The organism is Mycobacterium sp. AT1 (assembly GCF_002043095.1).
In the GTDB taxonomy this organism is placed as follows: domain Bacteria; phylum Actinomycetota; class Actinomycetes; order Mycobacteriales; family Mycobacteriaceae; genus Mycobacterium.
Window position 1 is genome coordinate 186,155 of the sequence record NZ_MVOC01000035.1, and the last position, 18,390, is coordinate 204,544.

Below are 18,390 nucleotides of genomic sequence, written 5' to 3' on the forward strand. Positions count from 1 at the left end.
TCAACTCGCAAACATGCGCACGCCGGAGGTGCGGCGCTGCGCGGCGATGTCGGCGAACGCCGTGAACGGTGCAGGCATCGAGGGCGGCTCGCGCCGGAGGACGTCCACTAGCATCGGCGTCAGGTCGGCGTGGATGCGTTGGGCGCCAAGGTGCCCGCAGATCCCCAGCCGCACTGCCGCCCCGGTGATTCCGGCGATCACCTGCCACGCGGTGACGGCCTCCGCCGTGTCGCGCGTCAACCCCGAGGCACGCAGGCACAGCGCCTGAGCCACCGGCAGGTGTCCCGGCACCTCGCCAGTCAGCACCCTGGCGCGATAGCCGGCGACGCCGTCGGTGAACGCCGCGAACGTGGCAAGGGTCGCCGCGCCGGCGCGCCGCGACGCCTCCCGGAGCACCGACATCGTGGCCGATGCCTCGGCAAGGTCGTCGGCGTCGGCCGGATCCGCGGCCGCCCAGGCGCGACGCAGGATCACGCGGTCACCGCGGTGCCACCGGCCGTCGAGTTGTTCGACCACGAACGCGGTGACGTCGGCGTCGTCGAGCACCAGGCCGTCGCGATGGGCACCCTCCAGCCCCGACGAGAACGCGAACCCACCCGAGGGAAAGGCACTGTCGGCGAACCGGATTGCGGCGATCAGCTGCGAACTATCCACCGTCGCACCGCTCGACGCGTCCACTGGCGAGCAGTTCTGTGATGCGCGCGGTGTAGTCGGCCTCCGGGCCCTGCAGGTGCACGAGCAACCGGTCGTCGAGCTGGTCGACCTTCCAGTGCAGGTGGCCTGCGAGGAAGCCCAGCCGCAGCGCCGCGGCGGCGTCGACGGCCCGCAGGGTGAGCGTCCGTGCGGCGCCGGCCCTGACGACCACCGCACGGTCGTCGTCGAGGACGAGGACCGCGCCGTCGGTCAGACCCGTGCCACGGGGCAGCGCCACGGCGTAGTCGACGCCGGCGTCGGACGTCACGCGCAGCCGGCCGCGGTCGAGGTCGGCGATTGCCAGGTGTACGTACTCGACGGCATTCCGGTGCGCCAGCACGTGCAACCGCGCCGCGATCGCAGGGTCGTCGTCCCACCCCGCGATCGCCTCGACGACGAAGGGAACCGGCACTACACGGCCTTGGACGTGACCGCCGCGATCTTTCCGACGACGTCGGTGTTGGCCTCCAGTGAGCGACCGACCCGCAGTATCTCGGGCTCCGCGAACGGCTTTCCGATGATCTGCACGCCAAGCGGCAGACCAGAATCGGTGAACCCGGCGGGCACCGACAGCGAGGGCAGGCCGGTGACGTTGGCGGGCGCCGAGTACCGCACGTAGGCGGCGGTCGCGGCTTCGACCTCGCCGTCGGGCCAGGTGACGAACGGGTCGGACCGCAGCGTCGCGGGCGCGACGAGCGTCGGTGCGAGCAGGACGTCGACCGACGAGAACATGTCCCTCCACGCCGCCTGGATCAGCGTCCGCAGCCGCAGGGCGTTGACGTAGTCGGTGGCGAGCTGCGCGGCGCCGATCTCGAGCAGGGTACGCACCTCGTCGGTGAACTTCTCCGGCGAATTGCGCAGGTAGTCCTGGTGATACGCGGCGGCCTCGGGCATCATGATGGCCCACTCGGTGGGGATGATGTGCTCCGGCAGCGGAACGTCCACCTCGACGAGCGTGGCGCCCAGACCCTCGAGGGTGGCTGCCGCCGACGCTGCCGCCGCGGCGGCCTCGGGGTCGAGTCGCTCGGTGTAGTAGTTGGTGGGGATGCCGATGCGGGTTCCCGCGACGCCGGCGTCGATGCCGGAGACCATGTCCGGAACCGGAACGTTCACCGTGCCTGGGTCTCGGCGATCGTAGCCGGACATCGCCGCCATCGTCAACGCGGCGTCGACCACGTTGCGGCTCAACGGTCCTACGTGGTCGAGCGACCACGACAGCGATGCGACGCCAACACGGGAGGCCCGTCCGAAGGTGGGCTTGAGTCCGACGGTGCCGCACAGGGCGGCAGGGATGCGGATGGATCCGCCGGTGTCGCTGCCGAGTGCCACGTGCACCACACCGGCCCCCACGGCGGCGCCCGATCCACCGCTCGACCCGCCGGGAGTGCGGTCGGGAGCCCAGGGGTTCCCGGTCGTGGGAGTGGTTGCACCGTACGCGAATTCGTGAGTGTGCGTCTTGCCAATCAGAATCATTCCCGCGTCGTACAACTTGGCAACGGCGGCGCAGTCGACGGAGGGGACGAAGTCGGTCCGCTGTCCCGAGCTCGACGTCGTCGCGACTCCCGCGGTGTCGTAGAGGTCCTTGACTCCCAACGGAATACCGTGCAGTGGGCCGCGATAGATGCCGTCACCGATCTCCTTCTCGGCGGCCTTGGCCTGTTCGAGGGCGAGATCGCCGGTGACGGTGACGAACGCACCCAGCAGCGGTTCGACCTCGTCGAGGCGATCCAACGCCGACTGGGTGACCTCGACCGGCGACACCTCACGGGAGCGGATCTTCTCCGCGACGTCGAGCAACGGCAGTTCATAGAGTTCCATGTGATGTCCTCCTCCTGGTGGTGGGGCTGGTCAGTCCCAGTTGGCCGAGAAGGCCACGGCGGGCACCGTCTCGCCGAGTCCGGTCGGGGACGCCTGGCGAATCAGCGCGAGCGTCGTCGCGTACGTCTCGTAGTGCTCGGCCACCCGCTCGGGTGTCACCGTCAGTCCGGCGAACGCGAACACAGCGGCGACGTCGTCCTTGGTTGGCACGTGGTCGGTCATGCGAATCTCCTCATCTGTCAGAGTGGAAGGGGTAGGTCGACGACTCCGGCGAGTCCCTCGAAGGCGTGTCCGGCGCCGAGCACGGTGGCATCGGCACCCGGCCTGCCCATCAATTGCAGACCGATCGGCAGCCCGTCGGTGCCGAACCCCGCGGGCACCGTGAGCGCGGGCATCCCGGTGACGTTGGCCGGCACGGTGAGTGCGTTGACGGCCCACAGGATCGGTGTCGTCTCACCGCCGAACGACACCTCGGTGGCGCCGTACTGGGGCGCGGTCATCGGGATGGTCGGCGACACCAGGAGGTCGACACCGGAGGCGAACAACGCGTTCATGCCTGCGATCACCGCGGCACGGGCGCGGAGGGCGGCGAGGTAGTCGACGCCGCTGTACGCCCGTCCAACCGCCAGCGCGTCGACGACGTCGGGACCGAACGCGTCGGGGTTCGTCCCGACCTGCATGTCGTGCCAGGCAGTGGCCTCCACACCGCACACGACCTTGACGACGTCCGAACTCAGCTCGACGTCGGCGAACTCGACGCGCCGGATGGTCGCCCCGGCGCCTTCGAGCATCCGCACCGCCGACTCGAACACCGTGGCCACGTCGTCGGTGAGCCGGTCGCAGAAGAACGTCTCGGCGACACCGACCGTCAGACCGGTCAGCCCCCTGCCGAATTCGGCACGCAGGTCACCGACCGGCGCGGTGCTGCTGAACGGGTCCTGCGGGTCGTGACCCGCGATGACCTCGAGCAGCGCGACGGTGTCGGTGACCGTGCGCCCGAGCGGTCCGGCGTGGTCGAGCGTCGAACTCAGCGCGCTCACCCCACGTCTGCTCACCATGCCAAACGTGGGCTTGTGCCCGGTGACGCCGCACAGGGCGGCGGGGATCCGGATCGACCCGCCCGTGTCGGTTCCGAGTCCGGCGGCGACGACGCCCGCGGCGATCGCGGCGCCGGTGCCTCCGCTGGAACCGCCGGGAATGCGGTCGGTGGACCAGGGATTTCGTGTCGGCGGGGTGTTCACGCCGTAGGCGTACTCGTGCGTGGTGGTCTTGCCGACGACGATCGCCCCCGCGGCCCGCAGCCTGCGCACGGCTTCGGAGTCAACGGCGGCGACCCGCTCGGGCGCGCCGAGCGAGCCGTTGCCGGTGCGGTAGCCGCCGACGTCGTAGATGTCCTTGACCACCAACGGGATTCCCGTCAGCGCACCGGCGGGCCCGTCGGATTCGTCCTGCTGCTTGGCGGTGGCGAGTGCCTCGTCGGCGAACACCGCGGCGAACGCCTGGATCCGGTCTTCGGTTTCGCTGATCCTGGCCAGCGCGGCGCCGACCAGTCCGGTGGCGTGGGTCAGCATTTCGGTCACTAGCGCTCCTATCCGTGTGCTGCCGAGAGTTCCGGCTCGAGGACGGCGTCGACGAGCTTGCGGGTGATGTCGGTCGCCGGATTGGTCAGCAGGTCGTCGACTGGGCCCGATTCGACGAGCTTGCCGTGGTCGAGCACGCCTGCGTGCTCGCACATGTGCTCGACCAGCGCGAGGTTGTGCGTGATCAGCAGCATCGTCAGCTCGCGCTCGCGCTGTAAGTCCTTGAGCAGGTTGAGGATTTGCGCTTGCACCGACACGTCGAGCGCGGCCGTCGGTTCGTCGAGCACGATGAAGTCCGGATCGGTCACCAGGGCGCGGGCGATGCCGAGCCGCTGGCGCTGGCCGCCGGAGAACTCGTGCACGTAGCGGTCGTAGTGCGACGGCAGCAGCCCCACCCGGTCGAGGAGGTCGAGCACCTTCGCGCGGGCCTCCGCCCGGCTGGCCATGCGGTACAGGGTGAGCGGGTAGGCGATCTGCGCACCGACGCTGCGCCGCGGGTTGAACGCCGAACCCGAGTCCTGGAACACGATCTGGACGTGCTTGCGGTACCGGCGCAGGTCCAGATCGGAGAGTCCGACGAGTTCGTTGCCCTCGTAGGTCACCGATCCCGACGTGGCCCTCTCGAGGCCGAGAACCATCCGGCCGGTCGTCGTCTTGCCCGACCCGGATTCGCCGATCAGGCCAAAGGTTTCGCCGCGATTCACGTCGAAGCTGACGTCGTCGACGGCGACGAAGTCGGCGCGCTTGCCATTCTCGTCCCGCACACCGAACACCTTCCTCAGGTCGGTCACCGAGATCAGTGGTCCCCTAGGCGACATCGACGGCCTCCTTCTCCTCGGTCCGGAACTCGAAGAGCCTGCGATCGGCCCGTGGCACGGCGCGGGTGGCCTCGTCTAGACGTAGGTGCGGTACCGCCCGCATCAAGCCCTGCGTATAGGGGTGCTGGGGCCGGGTGAGCACCCGCTCGACGGTCCCGGACTCGAGCACGTCGCCGCGCCGCATCACGGTGACGTCGGTGCAGACATGGGCGACGACACCAAAGTCGTGCGTCACCAACAGGATCGACGTCCCGAGCTCGGCGTTGATGTCGAGCAGCAGATCCAGGATCTGCTTTTGGACCGTCGCGTCGAGGGCGGTTGTCGGCTCGTCGGCGAGGAGCAGTTCGGGCCGGCACGACAGCGCGATCGCGATCACGACGCGTTGGCGTTGACCTCCCGACAGCTCGTGTGGGTAGGCCTTCATCCGGCGCTTCGAGTCCGGAAGCGCGACGAGGTCGAGCGCCTCGAGGGCCTTGACCCGAGCCGTCGCCTTGTCGACGCCCTGATGCAGCCTGATCACCTCGACCAGTTGCGCACCGATCGTGAACGACGGATCAAGTGCCGACAAGGCGTTCTGCGACACCATCCCGATGTGCGGACCACGAATGGCACACATCTCCTTCTCGGTCTTGTCGAGCAAGTTCTCACCGCGGAAGAGGATCTCACCGCCGGTGATCTTCGCCCGCGGCGTCCCGAGCAGGCGCAGGACGGCCAGCGACGTCACCGACTTGCCTGAGCCCGATTCGCCGACCAGTCCGAGGATTGCCCCCTCGCGGACCGAGATGTCGGCTCCCTTGACGGCGTGGACGACGCCGCCGTCGGTGTGAAAGTCCACGGACAGGTTCTTTACTTCCAGTGCCAGTGCGTCGTTCATCAGCTGGTCTGCTTCCTGGGGTCGAGGGCGTCGCGGATCCCGTCACCGACCAGGCTGAACGCCAGCGAGACGACGAGGATCAGCAATCCCGGGATGGTGGCCACGTGGTAGATGCCCTCGAGGAGGACGTTCTTGCCGTCGGCGGTCATGATGCCCCAGTCCGGCGTGGGCGGAATGACCCCGACGCCAAGGAAACTCAGGCCGGACGCGACGACGATCATCAACCCGCACAGCGTCGTCGCGTACACCAACAACTGGACGACGACGTTCGGCATCAGCTCACGGAACATGAGCAGCAACGGGTTGGCCCCGTACGCGCGCGCCGCTTCCACGTAGTCCTTCGACGATTCCTGCACCGTCGCGGTGTAGGCGACGCGCGCCATGTACGGCACCAGCGTGATGCCGATCGCGAGCATCACGTTGCCGAGCCCGGCGCCGAGCACGGCCGACAGCGCGATCGCCAGCAGCACGAGGGGGAAGGCGAACAGAACGTCGAGCACGCGCATCGTCACCTCGCCAGCGCGGCTGCGCCGGAAGCCGGCGAACAAGCCGATCATCAATGCCAGGGGAAACACCACCAGCACGGGAATCACGGCCACCAGCAACGAATTCCGGCCGCCGTAGAGCAGGCGTGCCCAGATGTCTCGGCCTTGACCGTCGAGGCCGAGGAAGTGCCCATCGGTGCCGACCCCCGCGAGCCGGTTCACCGGATCACCAGCCACGGGGCTGTAACTGGTCAGCAGCGGCGCGAAGATCGCCGCGAGCGCCACGACGACGAGGACGACGAGCGACAGCACCGCCATCCTGTCGCGGCTGAACGCGCGCACCGCGAGGCGCCACGCCGGCTTCGACGCCTCGGCCTTCGCCCGTGCGTGCCCGCCCGCAGGCGTCCGTCGCGTGCCGATCAAGGATCGGCCCGTGCCAACGGCTTCGGTGAGTGCACTCATACTCCGACTGCCCTTCTCGTTCGGGGATCGAGTAGGCCGACGGCCATGTCGGCGACGAGGTTGATGATCACGAACGCCAGCGCGATGAACAGGACACCGGCCTGGACGACGGGGATGTCACGCTGCGTGATCGACGTGTAGAGCTGCTGGCCAAGACCTGGCCACCCGAAGACCACTTCGACGAAGACCACTCCACCGAGGAGATAACCCACCTGCAGGCCGGTGATGTTGACGATCGGCGGAAGCGCGTTGCGAAGCGCGTGCCGCCACAGCACCGAACTGGTGGACAACCCCGATGCGCGCAGCGTGCGGATGTAGTCCTGGGCGAGGATGTCGATCATGACACTGCGGGTCATGCGAGCGATGACCGCGAGTGGCACCAGGGCCGCTGCGATGGCGGGCAGGACGAGATGTGCCAGCAGGTCGCCGACGCCGCCAGGGAACCGGGGGTCGTACATGCCCGACGTCGGAAGCCAACCAAGCGTGATCGCAAATACGCCTATGAGCAGGAGGCCGAACCAGTACACCGGAACACTCGCACCGGCCATCGAGATCACCATGGACATGCGGTCGAACAGGCTGTACTGCTTGTGCGCCGCGATCACACCCAGCGGCACCGCGATCACGACGCACAGCAGCAGGGCGGCGCCCGTCAGGATCATCGTGTTGAGGAAGCGCGGCACCATGATGTCGGTGACGGGCGCGTTGACGGTCAACGACCGGCCGAGGTCACCCTGCAGCAGTCCGCCGAGGTAGTCGAAGAACTGGATGGGCAGGGCTCGGTCCAGGCCCAGCTCCGACCGGAGTTCGGCGACCGCGCTTGCCGTCGCTCCGGAGCCGAGGATCGTCACCGCGGGATCGCCCGGCACCAGCTGCAGTAGCAGGAACACCACCAGGCTGACGCCAAAGAGTACGAGAGCCGTTGAGAACAAGCGGCTTCCGATGACACGTGTCATTGTTCGAGCCTCACCGTCGTCAGGTCGTACCACTCCTCGCTGGCGGACACGAAGCCCTTCACGTAGGGGGCGAGTACGTAGGGCGCCTTGTCGTTGACGATCGGGGCCAGCGCTCCGTCGTCGGTGACGATGTTGTTGGCCGTCCGCCACCAGCGGTCGGCCTCGGCCGGGTCGAGCGCGGTGATCGCCTTGTTCATCGCCGCGTCGAGCTTGGGGTTGCTGTAATAGCCGACGTTCGGACCGTTGGGCGCCTGCAACTCCGACGACGTGGCGATGTACAGCCAGTAAGGGCTCGTCATCCCCCACGACATCTGCGCCATCCCGACGTCGTCGGCCATGCCCCGTGCCCACACCCCGAGGTACGAAATCCATTCCTGGGTCTGGATGTTGACCCGTACGCCGATGGAGGCGAGGTTCTGTTGGAGGAACTCGGCCATCTGTGCCGGCATGATCTGGCCGGAACCGTCGGTCGAGGTGATCAGCGTCGTGTCGAATCCGTCCTGCAGGCCGACCGACGCGAGCAGCCTGCGGGCCTCGTCGAGGTTGCGCTCGTAGGCGTCGCGCCGTTCGACGTATCCGCCCGCGGACAGTGCCTGCACGCCATAGGCGGGAGTAACCGAACCACGCAACAAGTCACGCGCCATCCCCTCGCGGTCGACGGCCAGGTTGATGGCTTGACGCACCTGCGGGATCGACGTGAACCGGTTGCGCATGTTGAACGACAGGTACCAGCTGTGCGGCGGAATGCCCTCGGACAGTTGATATCCCTCGGAGACCAGGTTGTCGATGCTGTCGGGGTTGGGTACGGCGATCATGTCGACGGTGCCGGACCGCAGCGCCGCGGTGCGCGCAGACGCGTCGGGCAGCGGCCGGAAGACCACACCGTCGATCTGCGGCTTGGGGCCCCAGTAGTCGGGGTTGCGGACGAGGTCGATGCGCTCACCGCGAATCCGCTGCTTGAACATGAACGGCCCGGTACCCACCGGGTGATCGCCGATGTCCTCGCCGTACTTCTGCAGCGCAGTGGGGCTCATGATGGCCGTCGACCCGTTGCCGCCCTGGCTCAACATGCGCAGGAATTCCGAGAATGGTTGCTTCAGATGGACTTTGACCGTGTGATCGTCCACCGTCCGGACGGAGTCGACGAACTTCCACACGAAGTTCGTTTGGCCTGCGGCACGTGCCGAGTACATTGGCGAACCCTTGTCCCACATGCGGCGGATGTTGTACTCGACGGCCCGCGCGTCGAGTGGCGTGCCGTCGTGGAAGCGGACGTTGCGCCGGATGTGGAAGGTGTAGTCCAGACCGTCCTTGGAGACGTCCCACGATTCGGCAAGGCCAGGACGCAGCGGCGGTACGCGGGCTTCCGATGACGGGATCGACAGGTCCTCGTCGACGAGGGGTTCGAACATCTGCCGGTTGATGCGCCATGACACCCACCCACCGGCGACCTGTGGGTCGAGCACGTCGGCCTCGGACTCGATGGCGACGACGAAGACGTTGCCCGTGCGTACTGGCCCCCGCGAGCAGCCGGCCATCGCAACGACGCCCAGCAGGACGACGGCGAGCAGCGAGAGCAGTCGAAAGATGTTGCGCCGCAGCAGCGGTGGGATCTGAATCATCCGTGGATCCTCCGGGTGTTGGAGACCGTCCCACACCGCGCCACGGCGCGCGATGATGTCCGGAAATGCCTACCACCACCGTAGGTAGAGGATGTCGACGGCGGTATCCGTCATCCGACGTATATCTGGGTTCTACTTCAATTGATCTGCATCGCAATCGCTTTGCGCATGACAGACCGCCAGGTGACCCACCGGGGACGGCGCGTGAGTCAGAAGCCGGCAGCGCGGCTAGGCGCGACTGCCGGGTTCACTAGCTCGAATTCCGTTGCGTGCACGGCGGCGGCGACGCGGTTCGCCACGCCGAGCTTTCGCAGCACGCGCTCGACGTGCGTGCCGACGGTACGTGGTGACAGGAAGAGTCGCTGGCTGATCTCGCCGTTGGACAGGCCGCCCCGCAACAGAGCGAGGATCTCTTGCTCACGGGGCGTGAGCCGGGCGCACGCCTTGGCCCGCATCCGGTCGACGTACTTGGTGAACAGCGGACGCCCACCCTCCACGATGCTGCGACTGCGGTCCGTGAACTCGGGTGAGGCCATGTTGCCCTGGCACATGCCGACGATGTCACCCGCGTCGTCGTGCAGCACCATCAGGAAGCCGTTGGTGAAGCCCTCCGGGCGAAGCACCGAGGCACCGCTGTATGACTCCGCGAACTCCGGCACGTCCTCCCAGTCCCAGATCCGGCTGTAATCGGAGAACTGGCGCACGAATTCGGGCTTTGCCTGGATGTCCGACGACAGGTATCCGGCCACCGCATCCGAGTACCCGACGGACTTGACGAGGCTGAAACCCTTCGTGCCTGGCGTCTTGTAGGCGAGCAGGAACGTGTCGCATCGTGCCTCGACGCGCAGGAAGTCGACGGCCCCACGGACCCGCACCGAGGTGTCGTTGGAGCCCATGTCGGCCGCGATCGACGCGATGTCACGCGTTTCGTCGAGGGTCGTCACGTCGTTCTCCGTCCGCGGGGGTCGTCCCTGACAGTTCACCAAGCGCGGGCGACGCTGAGGTTCAGGGCCTGTTTCCGCTTCGTTAAGACGTGGGTGACGTGCCCCACAGCATCGCGGCCACGTCGAGCGCTGGCGCCGGGCCAAGGTGTGCCCACGACACCGTGCTGCGGTTCTGTCCCGCCGGCATGCTGAACACCGCGAGCGCGCGACGGTGACCGTGCTGGATCAGGGAGAGGTTCGGCGCCACGTCGACGACGTCGCCGCCGATTGCGTCGACCACAGCCGACGCGACCCGCGGCGGCGTGGTCAGCCAATTGCCCGGCAGCACCGCGCTCCCGACCGCGGTCGCGGGGAGTGGGGCGGGCACCGCCTCCAACGGGTGCGGAGGCGCCGACGTCAGCGTCACGGTGGTGAACAGCAGCGAACTCCACTGCAGCAGAGGCAGAACGACGGTGCGCCGACCGTCGCCGACGAACTCGGCGCGCTGCCGGCCGACCGGATCGTTGGTGTCGTCGAGTATCCCACCGTCGGCGCTGAAGGCACAGGCCAGATGAGGGCACTTGACGTTGCGGGTGCTTCCGCAGTGCACGGGGATCGACGCGCATCCACCGAACGGCCGTGCGTTCACCGCCGCGACCAGACCGGCGGCGGTCCGCCGCACGTGGACGGCGTGATAGCCGATCGTCGCGGGTAGCACCGCGCCCAGTCCGGTCAACTGCTCGGCGACGCCCACGCACACCCACGTGTCGGTCCAATCACGGGTGTCGGCCGACGGGTGCCTGCCGCTGGGCGACGGTGCCAGCAGGTTGGGCCGTCGGGCCGCCGTCACGGGACGACGTCCTCCGGCAGGTGGTAGTTGAGCGCGGGAGTCGAGTCGAACCTGCCCCGGGGCCGCACCTCGGCGGGATCGGGTTGCGGCAGCGGCCCGTCGACGGCGAAGTGGTCCAAGACGTTCGCGGTCAGCTTCGAGATGTTGTTGCGGTAGCCGTTGTGAGAGAGGCTGCCGCAGTACGAGATCGAGCTGAACGACCACACGCCGCCACCGTTCGGCGTCTCGTGGAAGGCCATGTCGGCACGGATCCTCGGGTGCTGCGTCCCGGTCAAGCCCGGGGCGTTGGTGAGGATCAGCTCGGTGACGGTCAGATAGGCGTCGGTGTGCAGTCCCGCCGACGTGGCGACCAGCATCGTGTGCGGCGGCGAACCCAGCGTGGTGTCGACGTGGTCGAGTTCGGCGCCGGCGGCACCGCCCCCAACGAGACCGAAGTCACCGAGGCGCTCGTCGTAGTCGATGCCCTCGAAGGCCCATGCCACACGGGGTTCGAGGCTCTCCGGGGTGCGCTTGAAGTACGTCGACACGTCGAAACCCTGTGCCACCATGGACGTTCCGCTAACTGCCGCCATGTCGCGGCCGAGAAACCGCCACATGCCACCGAGCCGGCCGTCGCTCTGGTGGTGGTACTCGCCGGGTTGCGCCTGCCAGGGCCGGATGCCCGACTCGCAGCGCCGCATCTCGGTCACCTCACCCCTGCCGTAGCCGGGATGGAAGGTGTGCCGCCAGTAGAAGCCGTCGCCGCCCAGGTACATCAGTCGACCCCCACGCTCCTTGTACGCGTGGATGGCGTCGAGGTAGGGGCCGTCCTTGTGCTCGGGGTGCGATCCGGTCAGCAGGACGTTGTAGCCCTCGATGCGTTCCAGGCCGTCGTAGCTGACGTCCTCGTCGGTGATGACGTCGAACTCGTAGCCCATTTCGGTGAGCCAGTCGATCAGGTGCAGGTCGGCGTTGAACTGCCACGGGGCCTGCGTGATGACGGAGTCGCACTTCGGCCGGAAGTTCAGCACCGGCCGCAAGCGCGACGAGACGTGCACGCCGGAGCCGTCGCCGTGGGTGTCGTACATCGAGTACCCGTACTCGCGGTGCACGCTCAGGAACACGTTGGCGGGCGCCATGATCGGCGTCCGGTAGACCAGTGCCTCGAGGCTGCCGAAGTTGCTCGCCTGGTGCTCGTTGGCGTATGCCATGTAGTCGATCGTCGACATGACGACGGCTATCTTGGCCCGAGGTTGGTCCACCGGGGGACGCACGATGAACGGGACGTAGTCCTCGTCGCCGTCGGTCGTCGTCAGCTTCATCGCGTAGACGGCCGATGGCAGGTGCTCGGGCACCGTGACCGTGAAGTCGACGTGCCAGCGGGCGTCGTCGACGTCGTCGTCATGGAAGTGAATGGCACCGTACTCGTACGGGGCCACACTCCATTGCGTGTGCGCGCCGCTCCAGTTGTGTCCCGTCATCCCCCGGGCTGGGGCGCCGACGAGTTCGCCGTCGAGACGGTACGGGCCGCGGTCGACGACCGTGCGGGTCGGGATGCCCAGGCTGAAGTCCCACGAAGCAACCACGGCCGCACCGAGATCCGCGGACGGACCGATGCTGCGCCGCTCGTCCATGCCCGGCGCGGCGCCGAGTTTCATGGTCTCGACCTCGAGCCGGGTGAGCGCTCTCGAACACAGCCTCGCGGCGTCGATCTTGCCGTTGTAGTGCTCGGTCATGATCCAGCCACCCGGTTCGAGCGACGTCTGGTCCGGCCGCACGTCGCGGGGATGAGCGGCGAAGGTGAACGGCACCGCGGTGTGAGTGGGAGCGGGGAACGTCGCCTCCACGGGTTCGGGCGCCGGATCGAGCGCGTACCGGATCTGAGGTTCGCAGTACAGCACGGCCCTGCCGGTCTCGGCGTCGTAGGTGGCGGCGACGAAGTGCCAGGCGCGGTCGCGCGTGGGATGGGTGGCCGTCAGCGTGTGTCCGTCGACGCGCAGGCTCACCCGCCCCTCGGTGTCGAGGAACAGGCCATACCCCACGCCGTCAGCCCACTTGCCCATGATGGTCTGCGGACCGGGCGCCCAATAGCCGTCCACCTTGGTGGGCATCGTCGGCCAAATCCAGCACTGCAGCGTGAAACCGTCGACGCGCAGTGGACGACGGTCCGTCACCATCGCGTAGCTGCCGGCATGGATCGCCTGTGCCCGTCCGGGGTACGTGCCGTTGGCCGCGGATTCGACGGCTCGCTCCTTGAATCCGGGCCCGGTGGGGTGCGTGTCCCCGTGGATCAGCTGCACCAACTCGGCGCGGTACGTCGCCGGACCGTCGCAGCTGACGTGGAGGTCGACCGAGTCCCCCTGCTCGACAGACCACTTGCTGCCATATCCGGTCAGTCGCAGCATCGTCGGGTAGGTCATGCGCCCCAGTTCTCCCCACGCGACTTCCACGCCGGCGTGCAGTGCTCGGGCATGCCGTCCTCGGCGGGGTACTGGTCGAATCGCATCTCGAGAATCGCTGCCTGGGCGTCCTGCTCGCCGGTGAAGACGCGGTCGTCGGCGAAGGTGGGCGGCACGCCACGGATGCCGGACAACCGCGCAATGCGCCATTCTCGTTCGAGCTCCGTGCAGACGATGACGAGCTTGCCGCCGAACGCGCCGGTCGGCTGCATTCGCATCCTGGTCAGAACCTTGTCGAGGACGACGTCGTCCTGAATGCCGCCGTGCACACCAATCGCGCTACCCGGGGCCTCGGTGCGCAATACGGAGAATCCGGCCACCCCGCGCATGTCGTCGACGCTCGCCTGAACCTCGTCGAGCATCCGTCGTCGGGTGGCATCGTCTCCGGGGATGGGGATCATGCACCAACGCTAGGGCGCGCGACGACGCACGACCATCGTGTGAATGACGGATATTTCGGGCTACAACCCCGCGAAGCGCTCCTTGACCTCTTCGTCGGTCAGTCCGTAGTCGGCGAGCGCATAGGTGTGCTTGGGCGCCCGCGGACCCTTCTGGCTCTCGGCGTGCATCGTCGTCATGGACTCCCTGGCGGCATCGGTGAAGTCGATGCCGAACTGCTGGTAGATCTTCTCGACGACCGAGATCGGGTCCTTGATGAACTCGAAGTAGTCCAGATCGTAGAACTGCGCCGGGTCGTGCTTCGCCCGTTCGGCGTTGAACAACTCGAGACCGCGTGACCACGTCTCCAACGAGTCCCGCCCGATGACGTCACCGGTGAAGACGTTCGACCACCCCTCGGTGGTGTGCTGAGCCAACGAGCACATCGACGCCATGATGGTCTCCGCGGGACGGTGACACTGCACCACCAACGCGTCGGGGTACGTCGCGAACAACGCGTCGAGGGCGAACAAGTGACTGGGATTCTTGAGCACCCAACGCTTCTCGGGCTCGTGGAGCCCGATCAGCTGGAGATTCCTGCGATGGCGTTGATAGGGCTTGGTCCAGTCCTGCTGCGAGAGCCACTGCGAGTACGTCGGCACGTGCGCGAGAGTCTCGTAGGACACCGAGTGCAGTGACTGGCGCAGCAATTGCCAGCACTCCTCCACCTCGTCGGCGGTCATGTAGTGCAGCCCGGTGTAGTCGGGGTTGTCCTCGTGAGCCTTACTGAACTGCGCGTCGATCTGCTGGAAGACCGGGTTCTGCGACCAGGTTTCGCGCGGCGGCCGCGGCTGCGGGAACTCCGCCAGCCACAGCTCGAGACCCTGGTGGGCGGGGTCGGCGGTGAGCAGCCGATGGATGGCGGTGGTTCCGGTGCGCGGCAGACCGGTCACGAAGATCGGCCGCTCGATCGGCACGTCCACGTGCTGCGGGTACTGCTTGAACGCCGCCTCGGACACCAGCCGGGCCACCAGGGCGTTGCGGACGAAGAACCTCTGCATCTTGCTGCCGAACTCGGTGAGCTGCGCATCCCGGCTGAACGAATCCAGCAGCACCCCGAGAGCCTCGCGGTAGTTGTCGTCGTCGACGCCGAAGTCGTCGAGCCCACACGCCTTCGTCGCCGACGTGTGCAGGTCGTCGACGGTCCCGACGTTCGTCCTCATGCCTTGTACTCCCCGCAGTTGACGTCCAAGGCCTGGCCGGTGATGCCGCTGGACAGATCGCTGGCCATGAACAGGATCGCCGAAGCGACCTCGTCCTCGGTGGGCAGCCGCTTCAGGTCGCTGTTGACCGCGGCGGCCTTGTAGATGTCGTCGACGGAGGTGCCGTACTTGCCCGCCTGATGTTCGAAGTAGCTCTTCAACGTTCCGCCCCAGATATAGCCGGGCAGAATGGAATTGACGCGAATGCCCTCTTCGCCGAGCTCGGTCGCGAGGGACTGCGACATCGCCAGCAGCGCCGACTTCGCCATCTTGTACGCCCCGTACTTGGCCTGCGAATGGCGGACCACCATCGAGTTCACGTTGACGATCGAACCGTTCGCCTCGGCCAGCGCGGGCGTGAAGCCCTGGATCATGCGCAGCGCGCCGAACACCGTCAGCTCGATCGCGTCCCGCATGTGTTCGAAGGTGGTGTTGGCCAGCGGCCTCATCGAGGGCACCCGAAATGCGTTGTTCACCAACACATCCACCTTGCCGAAGGCCTTGAGCGACTCCTCGACGAGGTTGTTCACTTGGGCCTCGTCGGTGATGTCGGTGCCCACCGAAAGGGCTCTGCGGCCCAGATCGGTGACCTCCTTGGCGACGCCCTCCAAGCGCTCCACCGTGCGCGCCGCGAGAACCAGGTCGGCACCCTGCTCGGCGCACCGCCTTGCGAGTGTCGTTCCCAGCGCCGGGCCGACGCCGCTGATGACGACGACCTTGCCATCCAGAAGTCCGGACATCTGCTATCCCACCATTCTCTCGCCAATTTGCTTCTGTCGTAACGCTATCCGCGCTCGCCAGTCGTCGTCGGAGATCTTGTTGGACTCGTAATACGGCAACGAGCCGGCTACGTCGTCGACGTTCACCAGCTCGACCGTTGGGCCGTCCGCCTCGGTCAGCGCACGGGACACCCGCTGCCAGCGGAACTGCAGATAACCCTTGCGATGACCGAGCGTCTCCACCCAGTTGGTAACCCCTGGGTTGCGGTCGGCGACCACGATGCGGATCATCCCGTCCGGATCCGCCTGCGCCTGAGTGCCGTTCAGAGAGGTCTGGTGGTGGATGTAGTCCAGCGAGATGTACCAGAGGCTGCCCAACTGGAAGCCGAGATAGGGCGCGTCGGTGACCGGCAGGGTGATGACGAGCGCCTGATCCTCGGCCAGGTCGAACTGCCCCGCCGACGAGTACTGCGTGGCCAGCCCACCAGGGGTCAGGCGCGGCGAGACCATCGTGTTGACAGGGGCGTCGGTGTAGAACCACTGCGGAAACTGCAGCCACGTCTTGACGCGCTGTACCAGTTGCTTGCCCGCGACGGCATAACGCTTCTCGATGAGTTCTCGTGTCAACGCCGGCGGTGCAGTGCCCTCGGTGTCGGCGCGGGCGATCGCGAAGGTTCCGCGCTGAGCCGACCAGTCGTTGTAGACCTCTCGGATCACCAGTTGCGCGGGCGTCGCCGGCGTGAAGCGCCATTCGAACGTGCCGTCGTCGGCGATGTCGAGCTTGCGGTCGTCAAAGGCCGTCTCGCTGTCGGGCACGTTGTCGTCGGTGTACTCACCGCCCAACAGTTGGAAGCTGACGTCGGTGGTGGTGCCACGCGTGCCGGTGACGACGTACTCGTGGCCGGGCTGGACCCGCGTGCCGAAGTACATGGTGTCGGGGTTGTCGAGGCCCATCTTGGTGAACGGCCCGGTGCCGCTGTGCAGGAACGGGTGGTCACGGTCGTAGTCGAATGCGACGTGGGTGCAGCCCGAGATACAGCCGGCGAGGTACTGCAGCCCCTCGAGCAGGTCGGCCTCGGACTCGATGAATGGTGCGGCGGCGACGAGCTTCTCGGCCTCGGCGATGGCGTCGGCCAATGGCTGTGAGTACATGCGGACTGCGGCCTCCCGGTGAACCAACCGTGCCCATGCTGGTCCAATATTGGACCGCACTGGTACATTTACCGACCTGACACTAGAACGTGTTCTAATTCGAGTCAACGTGCCGAGAGGGCGGGGGTGGCATGACCGACAGAGCCTCGCCGCCGACCGAGCGCGTCGTCTCGATCCTGGACTTCCTGTCCCGGCATCCGCACGACCGCTTCGGCCTCTCCGATCTGGCGCGTCGCGTCGAGCTGAGCAAGCCGACCTGCCTCGGCATCCTCACCACACTGGCCGAGTCGGACTACCTGATTCGCGACGCCCGAGACAAGACGTATCGCCTTGGGCCACGGCTCATTTCGCTCGGGCACACCGCCCAGGAGTCGATGCGCGTCAGCCCCACTGCGCGTGAGGAACTGGGACGCCTCGCCGCGACGTACGACACGACCGCGGCCCTGTCCGCGGTGATCGACGACCGCATCACCCTGTTGGAACTGGTCGGCCCACAGAGCGCAGACGTGGGAGTCCGGGTCGGCCAGAGTTATCCGTTCGCTCCGCCGGTGGGCTTGATGTTCGTGCTGTGGGACGACGAGGCGCTGCGGAACTGGTTGGCCAAGGAACCGACGATTCCCCTGCGTACCGACTCCGAGCGGCTCGACAGGGTGGTCGCGGAATGCCGCAGGGAGGGTTACCTCGTCGAGCGACTTACCCCGAGTGGCCGTCGGCTATACTCACTGATGGCAGGCATGTCGAGCACGCTGCCGCAGGAACTCCGCGCGCTACTCGGCGAGATGATCTCCGACGTCGGCGAGCGGGTCTACCTGAGCAGCGAGGCGTCCGCCGCGGGACCGGGACGGTCCAAGAAGCGGCACGACATCAGCGTCATCTCCGCGCCCGTCTTCGACCACCACCGCAGACAGGCGATGGTGATGTCGCTGCAAATCGGACGGGCACTCACCGACGCCGAGATCGCCAAGCGGGCGCGGGGCCTGATGGTCAGCGCTCGCGTGCTCACCGCTCAGCTCGGTGGTCGGGTGGTCGCGTCCGATTAGCATGCGTCACTGACATTTTCGTGTCCCGGCGGCGGGTTGTACACAGGCGGTTGATTCATCCACAGGCCGGCTCTTCCGCCCTGGATCGGGTCGGTGTATACGGGTAGATTCGAATGTATGTTCGAGTCATTGGCCACCGCCGCTGCCGACACTTCGGGTGCCGGTGCGGTGGAGTCGTGGTCGCGGGTGGAGTCCGCCGCCTGCGCTCGCCGCGTCGCGGCGATGGCCGGCATGTTCGCGGCCGCCCATGCCGCCGACGGGTCTGCGGAGCGGGACCTGTGGTGCACCGACACCTGGGACGCCGTCTCAGCCCACATCGG

18 protein-coding genes and 1 pseudogene are annotated in these 18,390 nt (G+C 67.2%); 2 read left to right on the plus strand and 17 right to left on the minus strand.

From position 1 onward, the window contains the following. The 17 genes from B1790_RS16795 to B1790_RS16875 form a co-directional block, all read right to left on the minus strand. Nucleotides 1–654, minus strand: coding sequence for an urease accessory protein UreF (locus B1790_RS16795; protein ID WP_079924435.1), 654 nt, complete (start codon nt 652–654; stop codon nt 1–3). Further along, nucleotides 647–1,105: an urease accessory protein UreE gene (locus tag B1790_RS16800; protein ID WP_079924398.1), complete on the minus strand. Its 459-nt coding sequence runs from the start codon at nt 1,103–1,105 to the stop codon at nt 647–649. The genes B1790_RS16795 and B1790_RS16800 overlap by 8 nt, the downstream gene beginning before the upstream one ends. Beyond that, nucleotides 1,105–2,511: an Asp-tRNA(Asn)/Glu-tRNA(Gln) amidotransferase GatCAB subunit A gene (locus tag B1790_RS16805; RefSeq protein ID WP_079924399.1), complete on the minus strand. Its 1,407-nt coding sequence runs from the start codon at nt 2,509–2,511 to the stop codon at nt 1,105–1,107. The genes B1790_RS16800 and B1790_RS16805 overlap by 1 nt, the downstream gene beginning before the upstream one ends. 30 nt (nt 2,512–2,541) lie before the next feature. After that, nucleotides 2,542–2,733 (minus strand): hypothetical protein, encoded by a 192-nt coding sequence (locus B1790_RS16810; RefSeq protein WP_079924400.1) that lies wholly within the window; start codon nt 2,731–2,733, stop codon nt 2,542–2,544. Nucleotides 2,734–2,750: 17 nt separating this feature from the next. Continuing rightward, nucleotides 2,751–4,082 (minus strand): amidase, encoded by a 1,332-nt coding sequence (locus tag B1790_RS16815; RefSeq protein WP_079924436.1) that lies wholly within the window; start codon nt 4,080–4,082, stop codon nt 2,751–2,753. A 17-nt stretch (nt 4,083–4,099) separates the two neighbouring features. Then, the gene (locus B1790_RS16820) at nt 4,100–4,909 is read right to left on the minus strand and encodes a dipeptide/oligopeptide/nickel ABC transporter ATP-binding protein (RefSeq protein ID WP_079924401.1); all 810 of its coding nucleotides are present in this window, start codon (nt 4,907–4,909) and stop codon (nt 4,100–4,102) included. Further along, the gene (locus B1790_RS16825) at nt 4,899–5,783 is read right to left on the minus strand and encodes an ABC transporter ATP-binding protein (protein ID WP_079924402.1); all 885 of its coding nucleotides are present in this window, start codon (nt 5,781–5,783) and stop codon (nt 4,899–4,901) included. Before B1790_RS16825 ends, B1790_RS16820 begins: the two co-directional genes overlap by 11 nt. After that, nucleotides 5,783–6,730 carry an ABC transporter permease gene (locus B1790_RS16830; RefSeq protein WP_079924403.1) on the minus strand — a complete coding sequence of 316 codons (948 nt, stop codon included), beginning with the start codon at nt 6,728–6,730 and terminating at the stop codon, nt 5,783–5,785. Before B1790_RS16830 ends, B1790_RS16825 begins: the two co-directional genes overlap by 1 nt. After that, on the minus strand, nt 6,727–7,686 hold the full coding sequence (locus tag B1790_RS16835; RefSeq protein ID WP_079924404.1) for an ABC transporter permease: 960 nt from the start codon (nt 7,684–7,686) through the stop codon (nt 6,727–6,729). Before B1790_RS16835 ends, B1790_RS16830 begins: the two co-directional genes overlap by 4 nt. After that, entirely contained in the window at nt 7,683–9,308 is a 1,626-nt protein-coding gene (locus B1790_RS16840) for an ABC transporter substrate-binding protein (RefSeq protein WP_233165155.1), read from the minus strand. Before B1790_RS16840 ends, B1790_RS16835 begins: the two co-directional genes overlap by 4 nt. A 209-nt stretch (nt 9,309–9,517) precedes the next feature. After that, nucleotides 9,518–10,252 carry a response regulator transcription factor gene (locus B1790_RS16845; protein ID WP_079924405.1) on the minus strand — a complete coding sequence of 245 codons (735 nt, stop codon included), beginning with the start codon at nt 10,250–10,252 and terminating at the stop codon, nt 9,518–9,520. Nucleotides 10,253–10,334: 82 nt separating this feature from the next. Further along, nucleotides 10,335–11,081, minus strand: a complete 747-nt coding sequence (locus tag B1790_RS16850; RefSeq protein ID WP_079924406.1) for a hypothetical protein — start codon at nt 11,079–11,081, stop codon at nt 10,335–10,337. Next, complete coding sequence (locus B1790_RS16855) at nt 11,078–13,480, minus strand: N,N-dimethylformamidase beta subunit family domain-containing protein (RefSeq protein ID WP_142271344.1); 2,403 nt, start codon at nt 13,478–13,480, stop codon at nt 11,078–11,080. Before B1790_RS16855 ends, B1790_RS16850 begins: the two co-directional genes overlap by 4 nt. After that, entirely contained in the window at nt 13,477–13,920 is a 444-nt protein-coding gene (locus B1790_RS16860; protein ID WP_233165156.1) for a N,N-dimethylformamidase, small subunit, read from the minus strand. The genes B1790_RS16855 and B1790_RS16860 overlap by 4 nt, the downstream gene beginning before the upstream one ends. A 60-nt stretch (nt 13,921–13,980) precedes the next feature. Next, the gene (locus tag B1790_RS16865) at nt 13,981–15,120 is read right to left on the minus strand and encodes a sulfotransferase (protein WP_079924407.1); all 1,140 of its coding nucleotides are present in this window, start codon (nt 15,118–15,120) and stop codon (nt 13,981–13,983) included. Further along, entirely contained in the window at nt 15,117–15,899 is a 783-nt protein-coding gene (locus tag B1790_RS16870) for an SDR family oxidoreductase (RefSeq protein WP_079924408.1), read from the minus strand. Before B1790_RS16870 ends, B1790_RS16865 begins: the two co-directional genes overlap by 4 nt. 3 nt (nt 15,900–15,902) lie before the next feature. Continuing rightward, the gene (locus tag B1790_RS16875) at nt 15,903–17,030 is read right to left on the minus strand and encodes a hypothetical protein (RefSeq protein WP_079924409.1); all 1,128 of its coding nucleotides are present in this window, start codon (nt 17,028–17,030) and stop codon (nt 15,903–15,905) included. A 131-nt stretch (nt 17,031–17,161) separates the two neighbouring features. Between B1790_RS16875 and B1790_RS16880 the strand changes: the two genes are divergently transcribed. Both B1790_RS16880 and B1790_RS16885 read left to right on the plus strand, forming a co-directional pair. Beyond that, the gene (locus B1790_RS16880) at nt 17,162–18,070 is read left to right on the plus strand and encodes an IclR family transcriptional regulator (RefSeq protein WP_079924410.1); all 909 of its coding nucleotides are present in this window, start codon (nt 17,162–17,164) and stop codon (nt 18,068–18,070) included. A 117-nt stretch (nt 18,071–18,187) separates the two neighbouring features. Continuing rightward, nucleotides 18,188–18,390 (plus strand): annotated as a pseudogene (locus B1790_RS16885) (HNH endonuclease); the annotation flags it as partial.